This window comes from Algihabitans albus (genome assembly GCF_003572205.1).
In the GTDB taxonomy this organism is placed as follows: Bacteria; Pseudomonadota; Alphaproteobacteria; order Kiloniellales; family DSM-21159; genus Algihabitans; species Algihabitans albus.
Genome location: NZ_QXNY01000008.1, coordinates 79,944 through 106,164, shown reverse-complemented (window position 1 = coordinate 106,164; position 26,221 = coordinate 79,944). Strand labels below are relative to the sequence as shown.

The 26,221-nt window shown below is 68.2% G+C and carries 21 protein-coding genes; 11 read left to right on the top strand and 10 right to left on the bottom strand.

Annotated features, from left to right (window positions below; all coding sequences use genetic code 11):
• Together DBZ32_RS20415 and DBZ32_RS20410 are read right to left on the bottom strand one after the other, a co-directional pair.
• On the bottom strand, positions 1-1,227 hold a 1,227-nt coding region (locus tag DBZ32_RS20415), incomplete at its 3' end, for an MCP four helix bundle domain-containing protein (protein ID WP_162906886.1).
• 681 nt (positions 1,228-1,908) lie between these two features.
• On the bottom strand, positions 1,909-3,489 hold the full coding sequence (locus tag DBZ32_RS20410; protein ID WP_119169110.1) for a fused MFS/spermidine synthase: 1,581 nt from the start codon (positions 3,487-3,489) through the stop codon (positions 1,909-1,911).
• 205 nt (positions 3,490-3,694) lie between these two features.
• Between DBZ32_RS20410 and DBZ32_RS20405 the strand changes: the two genes are divergently transcribed.
• From DBZ32_RS20405 to DBZ32_RS20390, 4 genes are all read left to right on the top strand, one after another.
• Positions 3,695-4,315 (top strand): SoxW family protein, encoded by a 621-nt coding sequence (locus DBZ32_RS20405; RefSeq protein WP_119169109.1) that lies wholly within the window; start codon positions 3,695-3,697, stop codon positions 4,313-4,315.
• A gap of 199 nt (positions 4,316-4,514) precedes the next feature.
• Entirely contained in the window at positions 4,515-5,885 is a 1,371-nt protein-coding gene (gene soxC / locus DBZ32_RS20400) for a sulfite dehydrogenase (RefSeq protein WP_119169108.1), read from the top strand.
• Positions 5,869-6,528, top strand: coding sequence for a c-type cytochrome (locus tag DBZ32_RS20395; RefSeq protein ID WP_119169107.1), 660 nt, complete (start codon positions 5,869-5,871; stop codon positions 6,526-6,528). Before soxC ends, DBZ32_RS20395 begins: the two co-directional genes overlap by 17 nt.
• Before the next feature lie 213 nt (positions 6,529-6,741).
• Complete coding sequence (locus DBZ32_RS20390) at positions 6,742-7,131, top strand: c-type cytochrome (RefSeq protein ID WP_119169106.1); 390 nt, start codon at positions 6,742-6,744, stop codon at positions 7,129-7,131.
• Between the two features lie 206 nt (positions 7,132-7,337).
• Here DBZ32_RS20390 and DBZ32_RS20385 read toward each other — a convergent pair whose 3' ends face one another.
• The gene (locus DBZ32_RS20385) at positions 7,338-7,730 is read right to left on the bottom strand and encodes an ArsR/SmtB family transcription factor (protein WP_235830288.1); all 393 of its coding nucleotides are present in this window, start codon (positions 7,728-7,730) and stop codon (positions 7,338-7,340) included.
• A 149-nt stretch (positions 7,731-7,879) separates the two neighbouring features.
• Positions 7,880-8,776 carry a DMT family transporter gene (locus DBZ32_RS20380; RefSeq protein ID WP_119169105.1) on the bottom strand — a complete coding sequence of 299 codons (897 nt, stop codon included), beginning with the start codon at positions 8,774-8,776 and terminating at the stop codon, positions 7,880-7,882.
• Between the two features lie 172 nt (positions 8,777-8,948).
• On the opposite strand from DBZ32_RS20380, the gene DBZ32_RS20375 reads away from it, so the two are divergent.
• The gene (locus DBZ32_RS20375) at positions 8,949-10,076 is read left to right on the top strand and encodes a zinc-dependent alcohol dehydrogenase family protein (RefSeq protein ID WP_119169104.1); all 1,128 of its coding nucleotides are present in this window, start codon (positions 8,949-8,951) and stop codon (positions 10,074-10,076) included.
• A gap of 99 nt (positions 10,077-10,175) precedes the next feature.
• Here DBZ32_RS20375 and DBZ32_RS20370 read toward each other — a convergent pair whose 3' ends face one another.
• Positions 10,176-10,721, bottom strand: a complete 546-nt coding sequence (locus DBZ32_RS20370; RefSeq protein ID WP_119169103.1) for a GcrA family cell cycle regulator — start codon at positions 10,719-10,721, stop codon at positions 10,176-10,178.
• Between the two features lie 219 nt (positions 10,722-10,940).
• On the opposite strand from DBZ32_RS20370, the gene DBZ32_RS20365 reads away from it, so the two are divergent.
• Both DBZ32_RS20365 and DBZ32_RS20360 read left to right on the top strand, forming a co-directional pair.
• Positions 10,941-11,672: an SAM hydrolase/SAM-dependent halogenase family protein gene (locus DBZ32_RS20365; protein ID WP_119169102.1), complete on the top strand. Its 732-nt coding sequence runs from the start codon at positions 10,941-10,943 to the stop codon at positions 11,670-11,672.
• A complete protein-coding gene (locus DBZ32_RS20360; RefSeq protein WP_235830287.1) occupies positions 11,669-12,214 on the top strand; it encodes a queuosine precursor transporter in 546 nt (181 codons plus the stop codon). The genes DBZ32_RS20365 and DBZ32_RS20360 overlap by 4 nt, the downstream gene beginning before the upstream one ends.
• A gap of 16 nt (positions 12,215-12,230) precedes the next feature.
• Here DBZ32_RS20360 and DBZ32_RS20355 read toward each other — a convergent pair whose 3' ends face one another.
• Both DBZ32_RS20355 and DBZ32_RS20350 read right to left on the bottom strand, forming a co-directional pair.
• Positions 12,231-12,566 (bottom strand): c-type cytochrome, encoded by a 336-nt coding sequence (locus DBZ32_RS20355; RefSeq protein ID WP_119169101.1) that lies wholly within the window; start codon positions 12,564-12,566, stop codon positions 12,231-12,233.
• A gap of 14 nt (positions 12,567-12,580) precedes the next feature.
• A complete protein-coding gene (locus DBZ32_RS20350) occupies positions 12,581-12,895 on the bottom strand; it encodes a hypothetical protein (protein WP_119169100.1) in 315 nt (104 codons plus the stop codon).
• Between the two features lie 98 nt (positions 12,896-12,993).
• Between DBZ32_RS20350 and recQ the strand changes: the two genes are divergently transcribed.
• From recQ to DBZ32_RS20335, 3 genes are all read left to right on the top strand, one after another.
• Positions 12,994-14,883: a DNA helicase RecQ gene (gene recQ / locus DBZ32_RS20345; protein WP_119169099.1), complete on the top strand. Its 1,890-nt coding sequence runs from the start codon at positions 12,994-12,996 to the stop codon at positions 14,881-14,883.
• 108 nt (positions 14,884-14,991) lie between these two features.
• Entirely contained in the window at positions 14,992-15,318 is a 327-nt protein-coding gene (locus tag DBZ32_RS20340) for a hypothetical protein (protein WP_119169098.1), read from the top strand.
• A 336-nt stretch (positions 15,319-15,654) separates the two neighbouring features.
• On the top strand, positions 15,655-16,095 hold the full coding sequence (locus tag DBZ32_RS20335; RefSeq protein WP_119169097.1) for a hypothetical protein: 441 nt from the start codon (positions 15,655-15,657) through the stop codon (positions 16,093-16,095).
• A 21-nt stretch (positions 16,096-16,116) separates the two neighbouring features.
• Here DBZ32_RS20335 and pbpC read toward each other — a convergent pair whose 3' ends face one another.
• From pbpC to DBZ32_RS20320, 3 genes are all read right to left on the bottom strand, one after another.
• Entirely contained in the window at positions 16,117-18,192 is a 2,076-nt protein-coding gene (gene pbpC, locus DBZ32_RS20330; protein ID WP_208539349.1) for a penicillin-binding protein 1C, read from the bottom strand.
• The gene (locus DBZ32_RS20325; protein WP_119169096.1) at positions 18,192-23,426 is read right to left on the bottom strand and encodes an alpha-2-macroglobulin family protein; all 5,235 of its coding nucleotides are present in this window, start codon (positions 23,424-23,426) and stop codon (positions 18,192-18,194) included. Before DBZ32_RS20325 ends, pbpC begins: the two co-directional genes overlap by 1 nt.
• Before the next feature lie 159 nt (positions 23,427-23,585).
• Positions 23,586-24,608, bottom strand: a complete 1,023-nt coding sequence (locus DBZ32_RS20320; protein WP_119169095.1) for a M48 family metallopeptidase — start codon at positions 24,606-24,608, stop codon at positions 23,586-23,588.
• A gap of 252 nt (positions 24,609-24,860) precedes the next feature.
• On the opposite strand from DBZ32_RS20320, the gene DBZ32_RS20315 reads away from it, so the two are divergent.
• On the top strand, positions 24,861-26,207 hold the full coding sequence (locus DBZ32_RS20315; protein ID WP_119169094.1) for a globin-coupled sensor protein: 1,347 nt from the start codon (positions 24,861-24,863) through the stop codon (positions 26,205-26,207).
• Positions 26,208-26,221: the final 14 nt, after the last annotated feature.

The window sequence follows — 26,221 nt, the reverse complement described above, 5'->3', positions numbered from 1 at the left end:
GGTCATGGCGCCGATCGGCCGCGTCACCGTGGCGATCACGACCACGATCAGTCCGACCGACAGCAAAAGGGCGATCGTCAGCATGATGGCGATCATGGTGTTGGCCGCCGTGACGGCCTCCTGCGCGGCCTCATCGGCGCCGTCGTTCAGGGCGTCGGCGGCCGAGGCGACGGCATCCAGCGCTGTCGCGACCCGATCCGCGTCGCTCTCCAGTCGCTCGGTGAGAGCCTCGGTTTCCTGTTCGGCCTGCAGCATGTCGCGGTGTGTGTCGAACAGTCGCTCGTCCTCGGTGGCGAGAGCGATCCAGGTGACGAAGAGACGCTGCAGGTTTTCGGCGTCCGCTCTGTCCTCGTCCGTTTCGGCCAGTTCGACCAGAACGTCGACGAAGGCTGCGGTCGAGTCGTTCAGGTCCAGAAAGGTGGCCTGGATCGCCGGCAGGTTCTCCGGCAGTTCCTCGGCGAGATACTCACCCGCCGTGTCCTGCATCTCCATCACCACCCGCTGCAGCTTGAGAGCCGCCTCGACGACGGGGTAGTCCTCCTCGAACAAACGCCCGAGGATCTCGTTCACCTGCGCGGCGGATGCGCCCCGCCGGGTCAGGACATCGCCTTCCTCCTCGGCATTGGCCATCTCCGCCTCGTTTTCCTCCGCGAACTCGTCCAGCGCCGCGATCAGCTCCGAGCCGGCCTGGTCGAACTCCTCCAGGAGTGTCTTTGCCTTGATCTCCTCCTCGAGCATCGTGCGGTGGGCGGCCATCATCGCCCGCGAGCTCTCGAGAAACTCGTCATGTTCTCTCTGCGCGGTCTCCAGCTCGTCAAGCAACTCCGGATCGTCGACCAGCCCGCTCAGCTCGGCATAGGCGATATCGTATTCGCTCGCGAGTTCCCCGAACTCCCGCGCCAAGCCTTCGGCGCCCTCGATCGACTCCTCGCCCACGATCTCCTCGGCGACCTTATTGGCCTGCCAGATGTTGGCGATCAGGTCGTCGGAGGTCTCGACGGTCGGCGCCGTGACATCGGTGATCTCGTTAAGGGTCGCGTTGATTTCGGTGATGAATTTAAGACCCACGAGGCCTGTCGCGACACCGAGGATGGCGACCGCCGCGAAACCCGAGATCAAGCGGGTCGAGATCTTGATGTTCTTCACCCAGGCCAAAGCGCCTCCGGTCGAGGGCATGCGGACCTTGGCGGCGCCAACCTTGGCGATCTTCACAGCTTTCTCAGACATCGGTCTTGTTCCTTTGTCAGCTCACCGTCTTCGTGGGCAAACCTGCGCAGATATTCGGCTCTCGCGGCCGGCGACCTAGCCGCAAGGCGCTACAAAGCCATCGACCAGCTCATCTCTTGGCCACATTCGCAAGAAATTGGGCCGGCCAACACAACCAACCCGAAACAAAATTCAACTTCGACGCCTAATCATCACAGTATCTTTTAAAAAAGCTCTAATTATTGAATACTACCGGCACTCGGAGTCGAAATTTGTTTGCAGAAAAATGACTCTGATCATGCGTTGATCCCGAAAATTGATGTCTCATTCTTAGGTTTTCTATATTTACTTATTATCTACTTCAGATAGAGACTATTTGAGAAAAACACCCCCGAGCAGACGACGCAATCGGGCGACCGGCGGTCGCGCACGATCTGCCGTTCTCGGCTCGCCCCCTCGGCGATCGAGAAGCCTTTACATGCCATGACGGACAACTATCGAAGCGGGGGCCAACTATCGAAGCGGGGGCGGCACTCTTGTGTCGGCTCGCCTTCCCCCTCCGAAACAACGAGACCGACACCCAGGAGCAAATCTCCCACGGCCGAGCCCACTGCAGGGGATCGACCATCCCGTGCGCGCCGACCCTGCTCGGGATCCTCTCAGGCGGAAACCAAAAACGCCTCCACCTGAGACGATCGCGCTTTACGGAGCATCCGCCAATACGCCGCGCATCAGCCGACCGACCGGTGCGAAGTCATCGGTCAGAAGCGGCACCTCGGCGGTCGCCAGGCGGGGATCCAAGATCTCGTCGGGCCAGACCACCCAGCGATGGCGGGCCGAGCCGAGCTGCGGGCGCGGGCTTGCCGCATCGCCCGCGACCACGAGAAAGGTACTGCGCGCGCCGGCGCCGAGCTGATCGAGATCGACCCAGACCTCGACGCGATCAAAGACCTGCCGGAAGGTCGCGACGAAGGCATAGAGAAAACGCGGATCCTCGGAGCTGTCGATCAGGTTCTGCGCGTAGAACCCGCCGGGCGCGAGCCGCCGGTGCAGCAGTCGGGCGAACTCCCGCGTCACCAGATGGGGCGGTGCCGAGAAGTCGTGAAAGGCATCCCCGACGATCACGTCGAAGCGCCGCTCCGGCGGCATCCGGGTCAAGGCGAGACGGCCGTCCTCGTGGCGCAGTTCGATGCCCGTGGGATCGAACCAGAAATGCGCCTCGGCGACCGCCGTCACGGCCGGGTCGATTTCCACGACCGCCTGGCGCGCGGCGGGATATCTGGCCTGCCAGGCGCGCGGCAGGGTGTAGGCCCCGCCCCCGATGAAGAGGACGTCGAAACCGTCCGAGCCGTCCAGCCGCTCGCCGAGCCGTTCCGGCAGAAGCACGTCGATCAGGTCGATGTAGGAGGAATGCAGGATCGTCGGATCGTCGCGGTCGTTGATGCCATGCGCCAGATGGTCGATCACCATCAGCTTGGCAGGCCGCCCGGCTTCGGCCGTGAAGTCGATGGCATTGATGCAGTAGTAGTCGGACTCGGTCAGGCAGGGCGGGGTCAGGGCCGCCAACCGCTGGCTGGGCAGGAGGATCGCCAGCAGCGCGGCGCCGGTCGCGGCCGCTAGCGCCCCCGTCTCCAGCGCCCGCAGCCGGGCCGCCGCTGCGAAGCCCAGTGCCAGGACGAGGTAGCTGACCGCCACCGCCACGACCGTCCAGGTCGAGCCGATCCAGGAGAGGAAGAGGTACCCCGCCAACAGAGTACCGGCGATCGAGCCGACCGCACCGAGCGCGAACATCTGTCCGATGGCGACGCCCGGCCGCTCCGGCATTTCCAGCACCGCCAGGCGGGTCAGGATCGGCGAGACGGTGCCGACGAAGAGACTCGGCAGAAAGAACAGCAGGGTCGTGAAGATCACGATGGCCAGGATGGGGTCGCCCGTTCCGCCCAGGACCAGGGGCGCGATCAGCCGGATCAGGGGCAGACAGGCACCCGCCGACACCGCGGCCGCCAGCAGCAGCCAGGCCAGGCGGCGGTAGCAGCTTCGCAGGCTGCCCTCCGTCATCAGGCCGCCGATCCAGTGACCGACCGAGAAGCCGGCCAGCACCACCGCGATCACCGCCGTCCAGGTGTAGAGCGACATGCCGACGTAGGGAGCGATCATCCGTCCGGCGACGATTTCCAGCACCAGGCCGCCGGCGGAGGACACCAAAAGGACCACCGCATAGCCGAACCGCCGCAGCCTGCCGCCGTCCGCCGGCACCAGAGTCCGCTCCCGATCGTCCGCCATGCCGCCTCCCCCATCGTTGCGCACCCAACCTTAGCGTGTTCGGGCCGATCTGCCCGGAGTCGCGTTCTGCGCAGCTTTTCTTGCCTGCCTCCTAACGCAAACCTTACAGTTACGCCCAGCAGAATATGAATGCCGGGAGCCGCAACAGCCTCGAACGGCCGGCCCTGCGAGCTCAATCCGGCAGAAAACAGGGGAGTACAGCCCGATGTGGACACGACGCCGTCTTTTGCACCGCTCCTTGGCCATCGGCGGAGCTTTCGCCGCGGGCGGAGCCGCCGGCGATTTACTGAACGCCGGGTCGCGTCCGGCCCTGGCGGCGCAGGTGGAGCCGGAGGTCAACGATGACGGGCTCTACACCCAGCCCTGGTTTCTGCAAACCTTTCTCGACCTGGGCGAGGACCTGGCCGAAGCGGCAGCGGGCGGCAAACGGCTGGCGGTGATCTGGGAGCAGAAGGGCTGTCCCTACTGCAAGGAGATGCACCTGGTGAACTTCGCCGACCCGGTCATCAACGACTACGTCCGCGAAAACTTCGAGGTGCTGCAGTTGAACATCCACGGTCTGCGGGAAACCACGGACCTGGACGGGGAAGTACTGGACGAGCGCAGCATGGCGCGCCGCTGGGCCATCCGTTTCACGCCGACGGTGCATTTCTTCCCCGAGGACCCGGCCAGCACCGCCGGCCTGACCGGCATCGAGGCCGAGGTCGCCCGGATGCCGGGCTACTTCAAGCCACCGCACTTCCTGGCGATGTTCCGCTTCGTGCGCGAGAAAGCCTACGAGGAGGAAGATTTCCGCAGCTTCCTGCGGCGCCAGCCGGCCACCTGAGCGCCGCCCCTCTAGGCCACACCACACACACCAGGCCGCGCGCCGCTCCAGTCCGGGATCGGCCGGCTCCAGCGAATACAAACATATTCACTCTTGATATAATGTGTGCGCTGGGTAGGGTTGCAAAGAGATTTCGCCGCGGGACAGACGGTCACCAGAGCCGTTGCGCCGGCGACAGACCTGGGGAGTTGAGACGCCCATGACCGACAAGACGACACGCGGACGCGCGCCCGCGCCGGATCGATCCGGGTCCCGCGGCTCCGGACTGCATGGAGCCGGACCCGCTCAAACCGAGAGCCCGCCGCTTTCGCCCGACCGCCGCCGGTTCCTGACCGGAACGGCGGCAGCCGGCATTGCAGCCGGGACCGGCAGCCTGTTCGCCGGCGGCGGCAAGGCCTTGGCGAGCAATCCCGACAATCTGCCGCCGAACATTCCCGACTGGTCGCGCTACCTCGGCGTCGGGGTCGATGCCAATCCCTACGGCTCGCCGGTGGAGTTCGAATCCCATGTGGTCCGCCGTAGCGTCGAGTGGCTGACGGCGACCTCCGAATCCTCGGTCAATTTCACTCCGATCCACGAGATGGACGGCTTCGTGACGCCCAATGGCCTCTGCTTCGAACGGCATCACGGCGGCATGGCGGTGATCCCGCCGGAAGACTATCGCCTGATGATCAACGGGCTGGTCGACCGGCCGCTGATCTTCACCTACCAGGACCTCCTGCGCTTTCCGCCGGAATCCCGGTTCCACTTCCTGGAGTGCGCAGCCAACTCGGGCATGGAATGGCGCGGCGCCCAGTTGAACGGCGTGCAGTACACCCACGGGATGATCCACTGCGTCTACTACACCGGGGTGCCGCTGAAGACCCTGCTGAACGAAGCCGGCGTCAAGACCAGCGGCAAATGGATCCTGGTGGAGGGCGCCGACTCCTCCGGCATGACCCGCTCGATCCCTCTGGAAAAGGCGCTCGACGACTGCCTCGTCGCCTACTCCCAGAATGGCGAGCGTCTGCGCGCCGAACAGGGCTATCCGATCCGGCTGGTGGTGCCCGGCTGGGAAGGCAACATGTGGGTCAAGTGGCTGCGCCGTATCGAGATCGGCGACCAGCCCTGGTACCACCGGGAGGAGACCTCCAAGTACACCGACCTGCTGCCCGACGGGACAGCGCGCAAGTTCACCTGGACGATGGACGCCAAGTCGGTGATCACCAGCCCCAGCCCCGAAAAGCCGATGTTGAGCGAGGGGCCCCAGGTGATCAAGGGACTCGCCTGGTCGGGCCACGGCCGGATCCAGCGGGTCGACGTCTCCACCGACGGCGGCATCAACTGGCAGCCGGCGCGGCTGCACGAGCCGGTGCTGTCCAAGTCGCTGACCTTTTTCTCGCTGCCCTGGTCCTGGAGCGGCAAGGACGCCTTGCTGCAAAGCCGTGCGATCGACGAGACCGGCTACGTCCAGCCGCAGATGGCGGCGCTGCAGGAGGCGCGCGGCGTCAACTCGATCTATCACAACAACTCGGTTCAGACCTGGCTGGTGAACGCCAACGGAGCTGTCGACAATGTCCGTCTCGGTTAAGCGCCCGCTGGCGGCAGCGGCAGCCGCAACGATCCTTCTGGCCGGCGCCGGCGCTTTCGCAGAGGATCCTCCTCTCTTCGGGCTGGGCACGCCGGCGACGCCGGAGCAAATCGCCGCCTGGGACATCGACATTCGCCCGGATGGTCAAGGCCTGCCGCCCGGCAGCGGGTCGGCCGAGGCGGGCGAGACGATCTATGCCGAGCAATGCGCTTTCTGCCACGGCGACTTCGGCGAGGGCATGGGACGCTATCCGGTCCTGATGGGCGGGTTCGACTCGCTGACGGCGGAACGGCCGGAGAAGACCGTCGGCAGTTACTGGCCCTACGCCTCCACGGTCTGGGACTACATCTATCGCGCCATGCCCTTCGGCAACGCGCAGTCGCTCGGCATCGACGACACCTATGCGGTGACGGCCTACGTGCTCTACCTCAACGAAATCGTCGAGTACGATCAGATGATCGACCAGAGCAACCTCGCCGATATCGAAATGCCCAACGCGGGCGGCTTCTTCCTGATGGAGGGGCCGGAGTTCGAGCGTTACGAGCCCTGCATGGAAAACTGCAGAGACTCCGTGGAGATCACCGGCAAGGCACGGGTCCTCGACGTCACGCCGGACGACGGCGGCCAAACGGCGATCGAATAGGGTATTCCGGCGAACAGCGGGTCGGGATAACTGCGCAAGGCGATGGCTTACACCAAGCCGTGGCTTGCGCCCATTGGTCGCGTGCCAAGCCGGGCGGGGCCGACAGTTTTCCCTTCCCCTGAAGCGATGGAACTCGCAAGAGTACCGTACAGTTACAGAGTCCAAGGCATGCCACACCGCTCGGCACGCAATAAAAGGAGGAATGGGAGAGTTATGCGATTTACCAAGTCCCTTGCAGCCCTGGCCGCCACGGCCGCCGTCCTGTCCTTCGCCGGCCCAGCCTTGGCCGAAGGCGATCCGGCCGCCGGCGAGCAGGTCTTCCGCAAATGCGCGGCCTGCCACACGGTCGATGAAGGTGGCGCGGCACGCGTCGGTCCGAACCTGTGGGGCATCTACGGCAGCCAAGCAGGCGGCAACGAGGCTTTCGCCCCGCGCTACTCCAACGGCCTGAAAGAAGCCGATTTCGTCTGGAATGCCGAAACCCTGGCGCCTTACCTGGCCAACCCTCGCGAGGTCATTCAGGGCAGCCGGATGGCCTTTCAGCTCCGCAACGAGCAGGAGGTCACGGACGTGATCGCCTACCTCAAGACCCTGTCCGAGTAGCTAGACAGCCGGTTCCGGTCCCAGCCGCCGCGCGCAAGCGAGGCTCGCTCGAGACCCCTCAATCGAGAAACGCGCTGATCCCTCGGGTCGAGATCCCGGGACAGCGCGTTTTCTTTTGGGGCCGGTTCATTTTTTGGGGCCGGTCCTTGGAGACGGAGCCGACGGCTGGGCGCGGCGAAATCCCCACTGCCCTGGGGCGATGCCGCTCAGGCGCTCGCGGATTTCGCCTCGGGACTGCAGAACATTCCGTAGAGCAGTTCGATCACCTTGCGGGTCTCATCGCTGGCCAGCCGGTAGTAGATGCGCTTGCCGTCGCGCCGGGTCTCGACCAGGGCTTCGGCGCGTAGCCGTGCAAGCTGTTGCGACAGCGTGGGCTGGCGGATCATCAGGATGTCTTCCAGCTCGCCGACCGTCCGCTCGCGCTCGGCCAAGAGGCAGAGCACGATCAGACGGTGCCTGTTGGAGAGTGCCTTGAGGAACTCCGCCGCACGCTCGGCCCCGTCTTCCATCTCGCCCAGGGCTCTGGCTTTCGCCACCATCTGGTCCACGGCTCTGTCGGCACCGACGGCCGGTGCCGCCTCCCTTCCAAGTGAAGTCACTTTACGCTCGGTCAGCATGGTAATTCTACACTCACTTGTCGGACGCCGGAACGCAATCACAGTCAAGGTCCGTTGATCCCGGCTGATCCCGCAGCCGATATATCGGGTGGTCAAGCGGGAAAGCAAGGTGGCTCTACACGCCTCCGGTGTTATCGGCTGCTTGCCGCCCGTCGATGCTCGCGGTGCCAGACATAGAGACCGCTGGCGACGATGATCGCGGCCCCGATCAAGGTCCAGGAGTCGGGCAGGTCGCCAAACAGGAGCCAACCGTAGAGAGTCGCCCAAAGAATCGCCGAGTAGCCGAAGGGTGTCACGGTCGAGGCAGGGGCCGCTTGAAAAGCCTTGATGAGGCAGAACTGGCTTACCGCACCGAGGCCGCCGGTCGCGATCATTACAACCCAACCGAGTGTATCTGGTGTCCTCCAGACGAAGAGCACAACCATAGTGGAGAGAAGGGCGCCGACCAGAGCCGTGTAGACCAGAGTGGTCAACGGCGTGTCGACGGCCGAAAGCATCCGCGTGGTGATCTGGTACAGGGCGTAGGTGCAGGCCGCCGCCAGGGGCAGCAGCGCGGCCAGGTCGAACAGCTCGCCGCCCGGACGCAGAATCACGAGCGCGCCGAGAAATCCGACGGCGACGGAGGCGAGCCGCCGCGGTCCGACCTGCTCCTTCAGCAGGGGGATCGACAACAGGGTGACTAGCAACGGTGCGACGAGCATCAGCGCCGAGGCAGTGGCGAGTTGTACCTGGCTGATGCCGAAGAAAAAGAGCGTGGTGGTGACAACCAGCAGCAGCGAGCGCCCGATCTGAAGCTTCAGATTGCGGCTGCGCAGGGTCGGGAGAAGACGCCAGTTGAGGAAAAGCGCCAAAAGCGCGAAGTGAAAGACATAGCGCGCCCAGATCACCTGCGGCACGGGATAGCTCTGGGTCAGCCACTTGGCCAAGCCGTCCATGGTCACGAAGAGCCCCATGGTCAGCAGCATCCAGGCGATCCCGCGACGCGCATCCTGACCTGAGAAAACCTCGCCCGACGCGCCTGCGCTCACCTGTGCCCACCCCTCCAGTAACGCTTCCGCACTCCGAGGGCGGCCGCCGCTTCGGCGTGTCTTCGGGATCGGCGTGACGCGAAGCCCTGACCGCGAAGCGATTCCCTCGGGTCGCGATCTGCTCTAGTCATATAGACAGCAACGAAAAAACACGAGTGGGGAGCCCGGTACGATGAAGACCAGAGCCGCAGTCCTGATGGAGATGGGCCGCCCGGCGCCCTACGCGGAGAGCCGACCGCTGGAGGTCCTGGAGCTCGATCTGGAAGGCCCCGGCGAAGGCGAGGTCCTGGTCGAGGTCAAAGCCGCCGGTCTTTGCCACTCGGACCTCTCGGTGATCAACGGCGCCCGACCCCGCCCGACCCCCATGGCCCTGGGCCACGAAGCCGCCGGTGTGGTGCGCGACGTGGGGTACGGCGTCGAGGATCTGAAGGCCGGCGATCACGTGGTGATGATCTTCGTCCCGGCCTGCGGCCACTGCCTGCCCTGCGCCGAAGGCCGTCCGGCGCTCTGCGAACCGGCGGCGACCGCCAACGGCGCCGGCACCCTGCTGTCGGGCAGCCGGCGCCTGTCCCTGGACGGTCGGCCGGTCAATCATCACATGGGCGTCGCCGCCTTCTCCACCCTGACCGTGGTCTCCCGCCGCTCGCTGGTCCGTGTCGACCCCGACCTGCCGCTGGATGAAGCGGCCCTGTTCGGGTGCGCGGTGATGACCGGGGTCGGCGCCGTGGTGAACACCGCCAAGGTGGCCGCCGGCAGCAAGGTTGCGGTGATCGGCCTCGGCGGCGTCGGGCTCAACTCCCTGCTGGCCGCACTGCTGGTCGGGGCCGAGCAGGTGGTCGCGCTCGACCTCTTGCCGGCCAAGCTGGATCTCGCGCGGCAACTGGGCGCGACCGACGCGGTTCTGGCCAGCGACGAGGACGCGGCGGAGCAGGTCAAGGACCTGAGCGGCGGCGGTGTGGATTTCGCCTTCGAGATGGCCGGCTCCGTCCCGGCGCTGGACCTCGCCTACCGGATCACGCGGCGCGGCGGCACCACGGTGACCGGCGGGCTCGCCCATCCCTCCAAGTCTCTCGCGATCCAGCAGGTCAGCCTGGTCGCCGAGGAACGCACCCTGAAGGGCAGCTACATCGGCTCCTGCGTGCCGACCCGCGACATCCCCCGCTACATCGGGCTGTTCCGCCGCGGCCGCCTGCCGGTCGACCGCCTCATGAGCGAGCGTCTGGCGTTCGACGACCTCAACGAAGCCTTCGACCGCCTCGATCGCGGCGAGACGGTCCGGCAGGTACTGATTCCGAGCTAAGGGCTCTGTTCGCTAGCGGGCAAATTTCGCCACCCGCCATGCCCTTCACCTCCGGAAACGGCCATCTCCGGGAGAGACCATCCCCGAAAGCGGCTGAAATCAGGCCGCCTCTTCTTTCTTCCTGGTGATGTAGGCCTGGGCGCAGTGAGTTTCGCAGTAGGGCTTGCCGGCCACCGCGCGCTCCCCGCAGAAGTGGAAGGTCGGGTCGCCCGGATCGCCGATCGGCCAAGCGCAGTTCTGCGTCCCCAGAGAACGCCGAACCGGGCGTGCCCGGCCGCGTGCCCGCGCCGGACCCCGTTCGGGTTCGGGCGCGACGAAAGGCGAAGCCGAGACGGCTTTGCCGCTCGGGGCCGACCCGTTCGCGGTCGAACCGCCAGCAGCCGCCATGGCCGAGGCCGCACCGCCGGCGAAAGGCCCCGCCGTTGCCGCTCGTGCCGCCGCTTGGCGTTGGGCCGCCGCAGGCCGGCGCCGCGTCGTACCGCCACCGCGCTTGATCGGCGAAGGCCGGGCCGCCAATTTCAGCCGGTGGGCCTTGCCAACCACGGCATTCTTCGATACGCCCAATTGCTTACCGATCTCGGAGGCGGAGTGGCCTGCGTCCCACAGCCGCTTGAGCTCGTCGATACGCTCCGGCGTCCAGCTCATTGCACTCTCTCCTACCAACCATATATCGCGTGCCGCCAGGCAAGACCTACAATATCCGGTGGCAAGCACGGAGTCGAGCCGAGTCGTTTCGAATCCTGTGGACAAGCGTAAGACCGCTGTCCCAGTCGTCCGGCCGGCAGGGCTTCGCGGCAGACTCTCCCGGTCTCCCGGCCGAAGAGCCCGAGACCGGAGTCCCCGAAACAATCGAAGTCCCCGACCATGATCCTGCTCTACACAGATTTCGGCACCTCCGGCCCGTATGTCGGCCAGCTTCACGCCGTACTGGCCCGGGAGGCCCCAGGTCTGCCGGTGATCGACCTGCAGCACGACGCGCCGCGGTTCGACCCCAAGGCCTCGGCCTATTTGCTGGCGGCCCTGGCGGCGGAGGCGCCGCCCGGCTCCGTCCTCCTCGCCGTCGTCGATCCGGGCGTCGGTACGGCGCGGGCACCCTTGGCGGTGCAGGCCGGGGGACTGAGTTTCGTCGGCCCGGACAACGGTCTTCTGGCCCTGGTCGCGCGCCGCGCCGCGCCGACCAGTGCCTGGCGGATCGACTGGCGGCCGGAGCGCCTCTCCCCGAGCTTCCACGGCCGCGATCTCTTCGGCCCGGTCGCCGCCATGCTGGCCAGGGGCCGGGTTCCCGCCGCAACTCCCCTGGCGCCCGACAGTCTGGTCGGCGCCGACTGGCCGGACACCCTGGCCGAAGTCGTCTACCTCGACGCCTACGGAAACGCCATGACCGGACTGCGGGCCGCCGAGCTGCCCGCCGGAACCCGGCTATCCGTCGGCGGCCAGAGGCTCGCGGCGGCCGAGACCTTCGGCGGGGTCGCGCCCGGCGAAGCTTTCTGGTACGCCAACTCCTGCGGTTTGGCCGAGATCGCCGTCAACCAGGGTTCGGCCGCTCAACACTTCGGGCTCCGGATCGGAAGCCCCATCGGGATCGAAGACGCATGACACAGACTTCCCTGCGCGGCATCGCGCTCGGCATCGCCGCCATGGCCGTCGTGGTGACGGCCTCCAACATCCTCGTGCAGTATCCGCTCAACGACTGGATCACCTGGGGCGCCTTCACCTATCCCATCGCCTTCCTGGTGACCGACCTGGCCAACCGAGCCCTGGGTCCGGCCCAGGCGCGGCGCGTCGTCTATGCCGGCTTCGCCCTGGCCGTCGTGCTGTCGATCCTGCTGGCCGATCCGCGCATCGCCCTGGCCTCCGGCAGCGCCTTCCTGGTCGCGCAGCTGCTCGACGTCACGATCTTCGACCGCCTGCGCAAGGCCGCCTGGTGGCAGGCGCCGCTGGCCTCCTCGACACTGGGCTCGGTGACCGACACCGCGCTGTTCTTCAGCCTGGCCTTCGCGGGCACGGGCCTGCCCTGGGTGACCTGGGCCATCGGCGACCTGGGCGTCAAGCTGGCCATGGCGCTGGTGCTGCTGATCCCGTTCCGCGCCCTGATGGTGGTCGTCCCGGCGTTGCGCACGCGGGAAAGCCGGGCATAAAGACGCTTCGAGCCGCCTACTCCGCCAGGCTGCGGATGTAGGCGACGATGTCGTCGATCTGATTTTCCGGAAGCTGCAGGCTCGGCATCTGCGGGTGCGGGTTGTAGATGAAACCGCGAATGCGTCCCTCGGTCATGTCCGGCGTATTGGCGATGGCGTGGAAGGTGGGGACGGCATCGCTTCCGCCGGACGCCGTCTCCCCAACCAGATGACAGACCGCGCAGAGCTGGCGCGACAGGGCCTCGCCCCGCTCGACGGCCGCTTCGTCGGCGCGCGCGGGTCCGGCCAGACACCCGACCAGACAGAGCGCGGCAGCAGAATACAGGACAGGCGTCCGGGACAAGGCTTTCATCACAGGCCGTTTCCTTAGCAGGTTCGTTCTTCCGACGTGTCACAGGCTTGCAGGTCGAAGGCCGTGGCGGGCGAGATGCGCGTCACATCGAAGGCCCGCCGATCGTCGCAGTGCGCCCGCGCGGCGATGATCTCGCGGCCGTCCTGGCGGACAACGCTGACCTGGGAAAAGAAGGAGACGACGCAGCCCTCTTCTTCGGCAAGTTGATCGACGAGCTGCTGACGCCAGTCCTCGCCATCCGCCGCCGAAGATCCTCCCATCGGAAGGGTCAGCACGAGCGCGGACAGCAGCACCCCGGCAACCAGGGTCAAGGGGAGAAAGCTTCGCATGCCAACCACTATGACAGCAGTCTTGTCCCCAGGAAATCAATCGATTGTGGCAGCGACGTCTTGCACACGCGCCCGGAAGCGGCTCAAAGGAAGGGGCCATGCTGGAAAGCTCCGCCCGAGTCGCCGATCCGTCAGTCACCGCCGGCCCCGGCAGCGCCGACAAGCAAGCCCCCTTCGCGGATCCCCGCCAGGCCCTGCGCGAGGTCTTCGGGCATGAGGCCTTCCGCGGCCTGCAGTCGGATGCGATAGAGACGCTTCTGGCCGGGCGCGACGTATTGCTCGTCGCCCCGACAGGGTTCGGCAAATCGGCCTGCTATCAGATCCCCGCACTCTGCCGAACCGGCACGGCGGTGGTGGTCTCCCCCCTGATCGCGCTGATGGCGGATCAGGTCGCGCAACTGCGCGAGGCCGGCGTCGCCGCCGACATGCTGAACTCGGCCTTGCCCGATGCGGAACGCCGTGCGGTTCTGGAGCGTCTGCGCGGTAGGCGGACCCGCCTGCTCTATGTGGCGCCCGAACGCTTGCTGATGGACGGCACATTGGAATTGCTGGAGCGCTGCGACGTCTCGCTAATCGCCATCGACGAAGCGCACTGCGTCTCCCAATGGGGTCACGATTTCCGCCCGGAATACCGCCGGCTGTCCGCCCTGACGGGCTGGTTTCCCAAGGTGCCGCGGATCGCCGTGACCGCCACGGCCGATGCCCAGACCCGCGCCGACATCCTGAACCAGCTCCAAATGCCGGAGGCGCGCGTGCTGGTCGGCGGGTTCGACCGCCCCAACCTGCGCTGGAACTTCGCCGAAAAACGCGAGCCGCTGCGCCAGCTCGACCGCTTCCTGGCGGCGCGTCCGGAGGGCTCCTCCGGCATCGTCTACGTCCGCTCGCGCAAGAAGGCGGAGCAGACGGCCGAGCGCCTGGCCGGCATGGGCTATGCCGCCGAGGCCTATCATGCCGGGCTGGACGCCGGGCTGCGCGCCGAGCGGCAAGGCCGCTTCCTGCGGGACGAGGGACGGGTCGTGGTGGCCACCATCGCCTTCGGCATGGGCATCGACAAACCCGACGTGCGCTGGGTCGTGCATCTCGATCTGCCGCGCTCCCTGGAGGCCTGGTACCAGGAGGTCGGCCGGGCCGGCCGCGACGGCCTGCCAAGCGAGACCTTGACGCTGTTCGGCGCCCAGGACGTCAGCTTCATCCGCCGCATGGTGCGCGAGTCCGACGCGCCGGACGAGGTCAAGCGGATCGAACTGCTGAAGCTGGAGCAGCTCGTCGGCCTGGCCGAGGGCGTTGGCTGCCGCCGCCAGGGCGTGCTGGCCTACTTCGGCGATAGCTGCGATCCCTGCGGCAATTGCGACGCCTGCCTGGAACCGCAGCAGGCCATGGACGGCGGAGCCGAGGCCCAGAAGGCGCTTTCTGCGGTCTATCGCACCGGCCAGGTCTTCGGCGCCGCCCACATCGTCGACGTGCTGCGCGGCGTCGAGAGCGAGAAGGCGACGCGCAATCGCCACCAGTCGCTGGCGGTCTTCGGGGTCGGCGCCGAGACCGGCGAGGCGGAGTGGCGCTCGATCCTGCGACAGTTGACGACGCGCGGGCTGCTGGAGGTCGACCTGGAGGGCCACGGCGGCCTGCGGCTCGGTCCGGCGGAACGGGTTCGGCCCGTGCTGCGCGGCGAGGCCGCGGTGACCCTGCGCCGTCCCACCCAGCCGAGCCGACCGGCGGGCCGGTCCAGAAGCCGCGGACCCTCGGCTCAGGCGGCCGAACTCTCGAGCGCCGACACGGCGTTGTTCGAGGCCCTGAAGGCGAAACGCCGGGAGCTGGCCGAAACGGCCGGCGTACCGCCCTACGTGGTGTTCCACGACCGCACGCTGATCGAGATGGCGCAGCTGCGTCCGGCCAGCCGCGCGGCCTTCGCCGAACTGCCGGGCGTCGGCCGTTCCAAGCTGGACAAGTACGCCGAGAGCTTCTTGGCCGTCGTCGCCTCGGAGAGCTGACGCGCAAGGGCCGGAAGACGGCGCCGGCGGCTTGTCGCGCGGCAGCGCCGCACCATCTCGCGTGACGGGATCGTTCGATCTCGCCCAACAGAGCCGGAGAGGATCACCATGGCCGCCGAAACGCTTGCCTACAGCGCGACCACCCGGAGCGGAGAGACACTGAGGTTCGACTTTCCGCTGCACGCCCAGACCGTCTCCGAGGCGGACGTGGCGCAGATGGTGAGCGCGATCCTGGAGGGCCTGACTCGCTCGATCGGCAGCCGTACCGACGTGAGCGACGGCGACGTTCTGCAGGCTGTCGCCATGGCCATGGCAGTCCGGGCGGAGATGGTGAAGGCCCCGAGGGGTGCGGCCCAGAGCCTGAGCCGGCACTTGATCGAGACCGCCATGAGCGCGACGGACGGCGTCAGCCGGGGTCCGGGCGGGACAGCCTGAGACGCGACGGTTCCGCATGAACGCAGTCTTGCTTTCAAACGGAACGCGAGTCGCACGTTAACCTTATGAGAGAGCGGGACCGGCCCGGTCTTCCGGAGACGGCCGGCGGAGCTTGCCTGTTGCCATCGCAGGGTGGCCGCGAGGTAAGAGACGAAGCGGGTACTTTTGGGGTCGAAAGCAATAGCACGTATCGTAACGGAACCAGCCAAACCGCGCCGGGAGCGTGCCCTTGGCTGCTGTCGCATTGCCTTGGCCGAAGGTCCGGCTGACGTCCCGTGGGCGCAGTCGGCCTACAGAGCCGTTGGGCCGGCAAACCGGTTTAGGGTGTAGACGATCATGGATTCCCGGTGTCCGTTCATTGCCCTCGCCGCGCTCTTGCTGCTGATCCAGTTCATCTTCGTCGGCATCGATCACTACAATTTAGAGACAACTCAGACCCGGATCCTGGAGAACGTCGAAACGGCGGTCCGGGGCGTCGACCGTGCCGTCACGGAGGAGCTGAGGGTTCTGGCTACCGCCCTGGCCGCGAAGGCCGACATTCTCACTAACGGGGTCAGCCAGAACGCCGTTGCCAGGCTGGACGCCCAGAAGCAGGCCGAGCTGGTCCAGTTGGCCATCGCCGGCACAATCATCGTGCTGCTGGCGATCGTTTTCATGGTGTTCGGAGAGCGGCGCGCGCTCTTCGCCATCACGAGCCTGCACGAGCGGATGGTCTGGCTTGCCCGCAACTACGTGCGGACGAGCCAGCTCGGCGCGGAGCAGCGGACGGTCGCCTAAAGCAGGATCGCCGAACCGGTTTCACCGTGCCCCCGTTCGCTCGCGAGAGATCAGTCGGCCCCGCGGAAGGCCGTCCGTCCGCGCCGTGCCGTCGGTGAGACGCAAACGGACAGCGTCGCGCCGGCCGGCGGCATCGACCACGACGATCTCGGCGAAGCCGGCGCCGCGCGGACGCCAGAGTGCGCGGCGGCCGAGCGAGTCCGAGGCGACCGGGCGGCCGTCGACCAGCCAGGTCAGGGGGCGCTTGCCGCCGCTTGCCTCCAAGGTCAGGGCAGGCGGCAGATCGCCGAGCCGCAGCCGGGATCCGGAGACGGGAAAGACGATCTCCGGAGCCGGCTCGGCGACGGAGGTGACCCGAACGTCCAACTTGGCCAGGCCGGGCGGCGGCGGCTCCGGCCCGAGGGGCGCCAGCGGCGCGTCGGGCAGCAGGTCGAAGATCCGGAACAGCAAGGGCGCGGCAGCGCGGAAGCCGCTCGCCTCGGGCAAGGGCGTCCCGTCCGGGCGGCCGAGCCAGACGCCGACGACATGCCGCGCGTCGAAGCCGACCGCCCAGGCATCGCGAAAGCCATAGGACGTGCCGGTCTTGAAGGCGATTCCGAAACGCCCGAGCGCAGAAGGCGGACGCGGAGCGCCAAGCAGGATGTCGGCAACCTGCGCCCGCGCCGCCGGATCGAACAGCGGTGTGGGCGCGGCGTCTCCCTGCTCAGCGGCGCCCCGGACGACCTCCAGAGGCCGCGCCACGCCATCGTCGGCCAGAGCGGCATAGAGGCGCGTGAGCTGCTCCAGGGACAGGGCGCCACCGCCCAAGGCAATCGCCAGACCGGGCCAGCCGCCCCCCGCGTAGGCCAGATCGATACCCTGGGCGGCCAGGCGCGAGACGAAGACGCCCGGGCCGACGCGCTGCATCAGCTTCACCGCCGGGATGTTGAGCGAAAGCTGCAGAGCCTGCCGCAAGCTGAGTTCGCCATGGAAGACACCGTCGAAGTTCCGGGGACGGTAAGGGCCGAAACCGGTCGGCGCATCCAGCACCAGGGTTTCGGGATGCGCCAGGCGCTGATCGAAGGCCAGCCCGTAGATCAAGGGCTTGAGGGTGGAGCCGGGGGAGCGCCGCGCGGCCACCATGTCGACCTGGCCCTGGCGCGCGGCGGCCAGGAAATCGGGGCTGCCGACGTAGGCCCGCACGGCCCGGCTGCGCCGCTCCACCACCAGGACAGCCGCACCCGCGCGAGGGTGCAGCGCCTCCGCCGCCTGTCGCGTCAATGCCTCCGCGCGACCTTGCAGGCCGGCGTCGAGCGTGGTGGCGGTCGTGCCTTCGCCGGCGAGACGCCGCCCCAGATGCGGCGCCAGCAGCGGCCAGGCCCGCAAACGGCTTGGAACCGGCACCTCCAGCGGCAAGACCCCAAGCAAGCCGCGATCGCGGCCACGGGCGAGAACCTTGGCCCGGGCGGCGGCGGCGGCCTCCGGGAAACGGTCGGGCCGCAGGCGCTCCGGCGCCTGCGGGAGGGCGACCAGCAGCGCCGCCTCCTGCGGGCGGAGCCGCTGCGGCGGCTTGCCGAACCAGGCCAGGCTGGCTGCCTGCAGCCCCTCGATCCGCCCGCCGTAAGGCGCCAACGTCATGTAAAGGCCCAGGATCTCGCGCTTGCTGAAGCGGCGCTCCAACTGCCAGGCGCGGAAAGCCTCGATCGCCTTGGCTTTCAGAGTGCGCGGACGCGGCTCGAGCAGGCGCGCGACCTGCATCGTCAAAGTCGAGGCGCCGGAGACGATCCGGCCATGCCGCAGGGCCTGCCAGGAGGCCCGGAGCACGGCGAGCGTATCGACGCCGCCATGCCGCCAGAAGCGCTTGTCCTCGACGGCCACCAGCAGATCTAGGAACAGCGGGTCGACGGCCTCGGGCAGGGCGGCCAGGCGGATCTTCTCATCCGGTGTGGCGAAGACCCGCAGGAGCTCCCCGTCGGCCGCCCAGACGGCGACGGACGTGACGGCCGCCTTGTCGAGGTTCGGCGGGAAGGCCCGGTCCAGCCCCCGCAGCGCGACAAGACCGCCGGCAAACAGCAGGAGCGCCGTCGCAGCGAGAGCCGAGATCCGGCGCCACCGCATCACGGCAGGCGGGCAACCGCAAGACGTCCGCTTTCGCCTCGCGCGAAGACGTCGGGCGCGTACATGTCCTCCACGAAGGGGGCCGGCAGGGCGAAGTCGCCAGGCGTCACCGCGCGCACGACATAGGCCAGGATGAAAGTCTCTCCCGCGCTCAGATCGACCGCCGCGACGTAGCGGTCGTCGCGCTGCGCCTCGTAGAGCGGCCTGGTCAACTCGGGCAGGAAGGCGAAACCGTCGCGCGCGGTGCCCCGACCGGCCAGGACGGACTCCAGCTCCACCCCGGCCGGAAGCAGATCGACTACCAGCGCCTGATGGGCACGCCCGTCGGTCACGCGGCCGCTCAGGATGACCACGGCCTGGTCGTTCTGCGCCAGGGTTGACGGGTCGAGCGGCTGGCCCTGGAAATCCAGCAGGCGCCGCGCGATGGTCAGACCCTCGGCCGAGGGCGGCAGGGGGTCGGCGGGGATCCCGACCCGGGTCGCCGTCACTCCCAGGCCTTCGCTCCCGCTGTTGGTCAGCGTCAGGCCTTCCTGCAGATCCTCGCCGCCGGGCCGCAAGGTCAGCGGCGCGGCCCCCTCGAGCGCGCGGCCGTCGAGCGTTACGGCAAGGGCGCCCTCTTCCGGCGTCAGGCCGCGCGCGGCGAGCAGCAGCCAGAGCTGCTCCTGGGTGCTGAGTCGTTGGCGCGTGGCCTGCAGGCCCTCGACCCGCGCCGCCGCCGCCCAGGCTTCGGCTTCCAGACCGCTTTCGGCCAGAAGCGCCGTGGCCAGGGCCGCGTCGCGCAGCGGAGATCCGTAGTCCCAGGCCACCAGACGGTCGGGCAGCCTTTGCCACGCCTCCTCGGTCAGGGCAAAGAGCGCCGTCGCCCGCTCCCGCTCACCGACGGCGGCCAAGGCGGCGGCCAGTTGCAGCCGGGCCGCCGGCGTCGGGAGTGCGCCGGCCTGCTGTTCGGCGAAGTAGCGCAGATCGCCCGGGTCCGCCCGACCCGCCCGGGCCAGCACCTGCCAGGCATAGGCGCGACCGGCCAGATCGTCGTTCCAACTCGATCCCGCCTGCGCCGCGAGGTAGCCGTAGGCGCGCTCCAACGCCGCTGCCGGAACGGCGAAACCCTCGGCTTGCGCGCGGGACAGGAAGTCGGCGGCATAGGCGGAAATCCAGACATCCTCCCCGCCGCCGGCGGACCAGAGGCCGAACCCTCCGGCCGCCGTCTGACGGGCTAGGACCGAAGCTGTCGCGTCGCGCACCTGGGTCCGGAGTCTGTCGTCCGACCACTCGAGAGCCACATCCCACTCCGCCGCCAGGTCGGGCAGATAGACCAGCGGCAAGGCGCGGCTGATGGTCTGCTCGACGCAGCCGTAAGGGTAGCGTTGCAGGGAGGCGAGCAGACCCGGAAGGCCGAAATCCGGACGGTCGCTGACAGTGACACTGAGATCCAAGCCCTCCACCAGGAAGCCCTCGGTCAAGTCCGGGCCAAGCAGACGGCTTTCCCCGGGACCGAGACGGCTCAAGCTGCGGCGCGTGACATAGGGCTGTGCCGCCCGCACCTGAATGTTCCAGCCGCGCTCCAATTCGAAGCCATCGGGTCCCGTGACGACGAGTTGCACCCGCGTAGCACCGAGCGCAATCGCCTCCAGCGGGACCGGCAAGACAGCGCGTGCGGCGGACGCGAGGCGAACGGAGGCCCCGGTCTCGACCGCGACGGCCTCACCCGCCGACAGGCTCACCCGATAGTCGCCGGCCGGACCCGCCACGTTGTTGAGCTCCAGGGTGGCTTCGGCCCGGTCGCCCAGGGCCAGGAAGCGCGGCAGGATCAGATCGGCCACCAGTGGATCGCGGACCGTCACCGGCACGGCGGCGGCGCCGAGCCCGCCCAGCGACCAGGCCATGGCCATGACCCGCAGGCGACCGTTGAAGTCCGGCACTTGGAAGGTGACCTCGGCGGTGCCGTCCGGCCCGACCTGCACGGGACCGCTGAACAGGGAGATCACCTCCGTCGTGCGGGTCGTCAGACCGGCGAGGTTGGCCGGCGCCCCGCCGCCGCTGCGAACCTCGCCGCGCAGTCCCTCGGCGGGATCGATCAGCTTGCCGTAGAGGTCGCGCAAGTCGAGGCCCAGGCGACGCTGTTGGAACAGGTGCTCCAAGGGGTCAGGTGTCTCGAAATCGGTGACCAGCAGCACCCCCTCGTCCACCGCTGCGACGACCAGATGAACCCGGCCGTCGCCCTGGTCCAGGTCCGCGCCGCGCAGCGTCAGCGGAACGGTCAGCTCGCTGCGGGGGCGAACCTCGGCGGGCGGGGTCAAGCTCACCTCCAGCCGCCGGGAGGTCCGGTCGACGGTAAACCAGGCGGCGCCCATGGCTCTGGCCGGCGCCCGTGCCGCCGGATCCCCGGTCGAAGAGGCCGACGCGCGGGGCCGATAGGCGGTCACGGCCAGGTAGGCGCCCGGTCCCCAGTCGGCTTCGACCGGCAGGGCAACCCGAGCGCCCTCGGCCGGCAACTCCACCTCCAGGCTGTGCAGCACCTCGTCGCGCAGCACGGTGACCAGCGCCCGGCCAGCGAAAGGAGCCTTGACGAAGGCTTCCAGCAGCGCGCCCGCGCGCAGGTCGGGCTCGGCCAGCGTCACCTCCAGGGCATCGGGCACGTCCGTCTCTCCGGTCGCGGCGCGCCAGCCGGCGCGGACCGTCACGGCCGTGGCGGCACCGCCGGAATCGACCACCCGCAGTTTGTAATCGCCCCAGTCGAGCGAACGCTGCAGCAGCGCGCGGCCCTGGGCATCCGTCGTCACCGTCTCCCGCTCCAGCGGCACCTCGGTGACGAGGCGGCGCCAGCGGGTGCCGTTCTGCCAGTAGGGGATCCAGTCGCTCCGCACTTCGATCCACTCGACCTGCAGCGCGCGACCGGCGAGCGTTTCGCCAGCGGGATCCAGGGCGACGAGATCGACGGCGGCGGTGTGACCGGCGTCGATGCTGCCCTCGGCGAAGCGCGGCTTCAGGCCGATTTCGGCCGGACGCGGGCGCAGCGGCAGCTTCAGATCGCGGGTCACCGGGCGGCCGCCGGCATCGAACAGGCTGACCGTCACCCTCGCCGCCAGCGGTCCCGCGCTGTCCGGCAGACGCGGCAGGCTGACGGCGATCCGGCTTTCGCCCTCGGCGTCGGTCCGGACGGCCGGCAGAGTCTCCCGCAACGGGCTGACCTCTTCATCGGCCAGACCGAAAGTCCAGTCGCCGTAGTCCGGGAAAGGCTCGGGATCAAGGTCGATCACGGCCTCGGCCTGAACCGCAAGGCCAGCCGCCGGAGCACCGAACAGCCAGCGTCCCTCTAGTTCGATCTCGGCCGTTTCCGGCGGTGCCAGGGCCGCGCGATCGCTCTCCAGGCTCAGCTCCAGGCGCTGCGGCACGAAGTCCTCGACCAGGAAGTCGACGGCCCCGACCGGCGCGGCCTCGGGATCGAGAAAGACCTCGGCCCGCCAGAGACCGGTCGGCACGGCCTCGGCCAGGGGTACGACGAAGAGATAGCCGCCCAGACCGTCGTCGCGGCCGATCGTGCGGTGCGCCTCGACACCGTCCGAGCGTCTTACGGACAGGGTCAGCGGTTGGCCCGGCAGCGCCAAGCCGCTGTCGCGGCGCAGCAGCGCGGTCAGATGAACCGCCTCGCCCGGCCGGTAGATACCGCGTTCGGGCGTGAGAAAGGCATCGACCGCACCCGGCGAGGGCCGTCCGGCGATGCCGCGTTCGGAGAGATCCAAGGCGGGTCCCTGGAGGTCGACGAAGGTGAAGTCGCCGCCCGCCGTGCTGGCGTAGAGCGCCGCCGGGCGGTTGCCGCCTTCGCCGCGCAGCAGACCGGCGGGAAAGCCGGCGCGCCCGTCGGGGCCGGTCACGGCCCGGCCGAGGATCCGGTTGTTGCGCGCGACAAGCTGCAACTCGACCTCGGACTCTGCGCGGGCATCGGCGAAAGAGCGGGCGAAGACGGTCAGGCCGTCCCGACCCTCGAACAACGAGAGGCCGAGATCCGACACCACCAGCCATTGGGTGGCCTGCTGCGTCCAGGGCTCGTCCTCGGCCTGCGGATCGGCGACGCCCGCCACGACGACGTAGACGCCGGGCGCACGGCTGCCGATCATCTCGTCGAGCGGGATCAGGGTGGTCTGCTCGGCATTCGGCTGGCCGGCCGGAACCGTCATCGCACCCTGCCAGAGCCGCTCGCCTTGGCGCTCGGCCAGGTTCTGCAGATCGTAGCCGGTCAACTGCCGGCCGAGATCGCCATACTCCAGTTGGGTCAGCAGGTTGCGGTCCCCGACGCGATAGAGCGTCAGATCCAGTTCGCGGGCGTTGACGCTGGTGACCGGCAGCAGGGGATCGTCGTCGGCCGGCAGGACGTAGGCCCCGGCCTGAAAACCGACACTGGCCGTCCGGTCGGCGACCGCGACCTCCAGATCGACAACCCCCTCGAGCGCTTCGCCCCGCTCCGACAGGAGGCCGGGCCGGAGGGTCAGGCGGTAGCCGCCGCCGTGACGCAGGCCACTCAGGCAAAGACGGTCGCCACGCAGGCTCGCATCCAGCGGTCCATCCGGAGCGAGATCCAGGTAGTCGGTCAAGGGCAAGGCCTGCCGCTGGGCCAACCGCCCGGTGAAGAGCAGGCAGACCTCCGGCTGAGGGCGGTCGACATCGATCTCCACTTGCTGAAACCGCGTGGCGTAGCGCGCGGCGAGCTGCCTCCGCCGCTCGACGAGCTCCGGCGTCAACAGTGCGTCCGGGAGGCCGGCCAGCCAGTCCACGACACCCGCGCCCCTCAGATTGCCGCCCTGCCCGATTTCCAGGATGTCGGCAAGCAGCACCAGAGCCGCGCCCTCGACCCCAGCCGCCACCGGGCCGGTCGCCGCCAGCCAGGCCGCCGCCTCCGCGTCGCCGAACTGGCGCAGATCGAGATAGAGCCGGGCCAGCATCAGCCAGTCGCCGGGTTGGGCCAGACCGGCGCCCGCCAGCGCCTCCAGACGCCGCAACCGAAGATCGGCATCCGCGATGCCCTGCAGCTCGGCGATCACGCGCGCGCGGTCGCGCGGCACGGCGGCCCCCGCGGCGGCGGCGAACTCCAGGTTGGCGGCGAGCCGACCCTCCAGACGCTCGGCGGCTTGCGCGACGGAAGGCAGCCCCACCTGTTCGGGCGACGCCGACAGCACCGGCGGTGCGGCCAGAAGCAGGCTCAGAACGATCCAGATTCCAATGCGGCGCAGCAGCGGCATCGCGGTATCCCCCAAGTCGGTCCAGCCAGCGCATCCTCCACCCGTCGGCAGCGAGGAACGTGACTCCTTAGCGCTTCACTTCGCGGATCTTCATCCGGCGGAATTTCACTCCGCCAAAACCGCGGAACCAAGGCAGGGCCGCGACCGAACGGAGGCGGGCTAGATCAGCGTCCCGCCGAACTCCACGCAGGTCTCGGGTGTCACCCGCAGCCGCCGGCCCTCCAGATCGCATCCGACCATCTCCAGCGGCGGTGCCGCTTCGGTACGCCGGCCCTGGCTGGCGAGACCGCTCCGATCCGAGAAACCGTCGGGCGCCGGAGCCGCCTCCGCATTCTGCTGATAGACCTCCATGGCCTCGGGCAGCAGCCCCTCGATCTGGCCGATCCGCGTTTCGTCCGAAGGGTGGGTCGACATGAATTCGGCCGGCGCCTCGCGCTCGCGCTCCTCGATCCGGTCGACCCAGAACTCCCGCGCCTCGCGGGGGTCGTAGCCCTTCTGCGCCATGTACTCGACGCCCAGGCGGTCGGCCTCCAGCTCGTGGCGGCGCGAATAGGGCAGCAAGACGCCAAAGGTGGCGCCGGCACCGAGCGCACCGACCGCGATCTGGGTCGCGGCACGGTCGGTTCCGATCCCGGCCAGGATGGCCGCCGTCCCGCCGACCACGAACGAAGCCAGCACCTGCTGGCTGACCCGCTCGGCCGAGTGACGCGCCGCCACATGACCGACCTCATGGCCGACCACGGCCGCCATCTGGGCGTCGTTGTCGAAGTCCTCCAGGATGCCGGTAAAGACCGCCACCTGCCCGCCGGGCAGCACGAAGGCGTTGGAGGGACCCTCGAAGACCTCGAACTCCCAGTTTCGGGTGCCGCCGAGGCCGGAGGCATCGACCATGTCGCGACCGACCTGCTGAACGGCCTGACGCTCGCCCGCCGTGCCGCCGCGATCGTATTCCTTCCGAACCTGTTCCCAGGTACTGACCGACATGGCCGCCAGTTCGTCATCGCTCACCAGCATCAACTGGTCGCGCCCGGTCAGCGGATTGGTCGAGCAGCCCGCGAGTCCGACAGCGCCACCGGCCAGCATGCCCATCAGCATCTGCCTGCGGCCCAGGACCGGGCCGAACCCGCGGCCGGGTGCCCGCCCAAGCTGCGCCAATCCACGGTGCTTGCGGCAACAGGTCATCGCGATTCCCTCTCGATCCGAACTTCGATCACCTCGACCTAATCTTACGCAGGCCGGCGGAGGGTGTCTCCCTCCACTTGGTCGTGCCTCCTTCGAAGCCTCCGGCCGGGCGCATCAAAGTTCTCTTATCGTATAAACACGCATTTTACTTAAAATATTTTGAGATTATGGGAAATTTTACTTCCGATTTACTTCTAAATTACAGAATGGAGACAGACGGGAAGAGATAAACCATGCAGGAGCACGCCGACCGTGACCGCCGATAAGATTGAAGACCGCCTTCATTTCATTCAGTTGGACGAGGCGTCGCTCCGTCGATTGAGATCTCTGCGTCCTTGGTTGAAACAGCACCTACCGGGCATCCTGGACGACTTCTATGCCCACCTGTCCGGCTTCCCCGAGATGGCCGCCATGTTCCCAACCGAGGCGCATCGCAATCAGGCCCATGCCGCGCAGCTCAAGCATTGGCTGCGGATCGCCGACGGCACCTACGACAGCGGCTATATCGAGTCCGTGCGGCGCATCGGGCAGGCCCACAGCCGTCTCGGACTGTCCCCCCGCTGGTACATCGGCGGTTACGCGCTGCTGATGACCGGTCTGCAGGCCAGTATCCTGGAGAGGATGCAGACCGGCTGGCTGGCCCGGACCGACAAGACGGCCTGCGCCGCCGAACTGGCCGCCATCGCCAGAGCCGTCCTGTTGGACATGGAGCTGTCGATCTCCGTCTATATCGAGGAGCATCAGCGCGCCAAGGACGAGGCGCTGGCCCGCCTGGCGGCGACCTTCAAGGACAAGGTCGGCGCAATCGTCGGGACGGTGGGCAAGGCCGCCGGCGAGATGCACGGCGCCGCGACCGGCATGCTGACCACCGCCCGCAACGGCAGCGAACTGGCCATCTCGGTCGCGGCCGCATCGGAACAGACCTCCGCCAACGTGTCGGCGGCGGCGGCGGCCTGCGAGGAGATGGGCAGCTCGGTCCAGGAAATCTCGACGCAGGTGCAACAGGCGGCGAGCGTCGCGACCGAAGCCGTCGCGCGAACCGAACGTACCGCGGAAGCGATCCGCCAGCTTGTCACCTCGGCCGAACGGATCGGGACCGTCGTCACACTGATCAAGGAGATCGCCGAGCAGACGAATCTGCTGGCGCTCAACGCCACGATCGAGGCGGCGCGTGCCGGAGAAGCTGGAAAGGGCTTCGCCGTCGTCGCCTCCGAAGTCAAGAGCCTGGCGACCCAGACGGCGGGCGCCACCGAGGACATCAGTCAGCAGATCGCGGCCATGCAGTCGGCGACCGGCGAGGCCGCCGAATCCATGGCCTCGATCTCCGAAGCCATCGACCGCATCAACGAAGTTTCCGGCTCGATCGCCTCGGCGGTCGAGCAGCAATCGGCCGCCACCCGAGAGATTGCGCGCAGCACCCAGGAGGCATCGCTGGGCAGCCAGGACGTGTCCGCGCGCATCGGGACCCTGGAGACGGCGTCGTCCGATACGGGCGCGGCCGCACAGGCCGTGGTCTCGGCAGCCGGCGAGCTCTCGAACGACGCGGATCTTCTGAGCCGCCAGGTGGACGCCTTCCTGCAGGAGATCTCCGCCGCCTGAGTCCGGCACCCGAG

What these genes read in the sequence shown, in the direction of transcription:
- DBZ32_RS20410 (WP_119169110.1), bottom strand. Translation starts at nt 3,489, where the DNA reads ATGGCGGACGATCGGGAGCGGACTCTGGTGCCGGCGGACGGCGGCAGG.
- DBZ32_RS20405 (WP_119169109.1), top strand. Translation starts at nt 3,695, where the DNA reads ATGTGGACACGACGCCGTCTTTTGCACCGCTCCTTGGCCATCGGCGGA.
- soxC (WP_119169108.1), top strand. Translation starts at nt 4,515, where the DNA reads ATGACCGACAAGACGACACGCGGACGCGCGCCCGCGCCGGATCGATCC.
- DBZ32_RS20395 (WP_119169107.1), top strand. Translation starts at nt 5,869, where the DNA reads ATGTCCGTCTCGGTTAAGCGCCCGCTGGCGGCAGCGGCAGCCGCAACG.
- DBZ32_RS20390 (WP_119169106.1), top strand. Translation starts at nt 6,742, where the DNA reads ATGCGATTTACCAAGTCCCTTGCAGCCCTGGCCGCCACGGCCGCCGTC.
- DBZ32_RS20375 (WP_119169104.1), top strand. Translation starts at nt 8,949, where the DNA reads ATGAAGACCAGAGCCGCAGTCCTGATGGAGATGGGCCGCCCGGCGCCC.
- DBZ32_RS20370 (WP_119169103.1), bottom strand. Translation starts at nt 10,721, where the DNA reads ATGAGCTGGACGCCGGAGCGTATCGACGAGCTCAAGCGGCTGTGGGAC.
- DBZ32_RS20365 (WP_119169102.1), top strand. Translation starts at nt 10,941, where the DNA reads ATGATCCTGCTCTACACAGATTTCGGCACCTCCGGCCCGTATGTCGGC.
- DBZ32_RS20360 (WP_235830287.1), top strand. Translation starts at nt 11,669, where the DNA reads ATGACACAGACTTCCCTGCGCGGCATCGCGCTCGGCATCGCCGCCATG.
- DBZ32_RS20355 (WP_119169101.1), bottom strand. Translation starts at nt 12,566, where the DNA reads ATGAAAGCCTTGTCCCGGACGCCTGTCCTGTATTCTGCTGCCGCGCTC.
- DBZ32_RS20350 (WP_119169100.1), bottom strand. Translation starts at nt 12,895, where the DNA reads ATGCGAAGCTTTCTCCCCTTGACCCTGGTTGCCGGGGTGCTGCTGTCC.
- recQ (WP_119169099.1), top strand. Translation starts at nt 12,994, where the DNA reads ATGCTGGAAAGCTCCGCCCGAGTCGCCGATCCGTCAGTCACCGCCGGC.
- DBZ32_RS20340 (WP_119169098.1), top strand. Translation starts at nt 14,992, where the DNA reads ATGGCCGCCGAAACGCTTGCCTACAGCGCGACCACCCGGAGCGGAGAG.
- DBZ32_RS20335 (WP_119169097.1), top strand. Translation starts at nt 15,655, where the DNA reads ATGGATTCCCGGTGTCCGTTCATTGCCCTCGCCGCGCTCTTGCTGCTG.
- pbpC (WP_208539349.1), bottom strand. Translation starts at nt 18,192, where the DNA reads ATGCGGTGGCGCCGGATCTCGGCTCTCGCTGCGACGGCGCTCCTGCTG.
- DBZ32_RS20325 (WP_119169096.1), bottom strand. Translation starts at nt 23,426, where the DNA reads ATGCCGCTGCTGCGCCGCATTGGAATCTGGATCGTTCTGAGCCTGCTT.
- DBZ32_RS20320 (WP_119169095.1), bottom strand. Translation starts at nt 24,608, where the DNA reads ATGACCTGTTGCCGCAAGCACCGTGGATTGGCGCAGCTTGGGCGGGCA.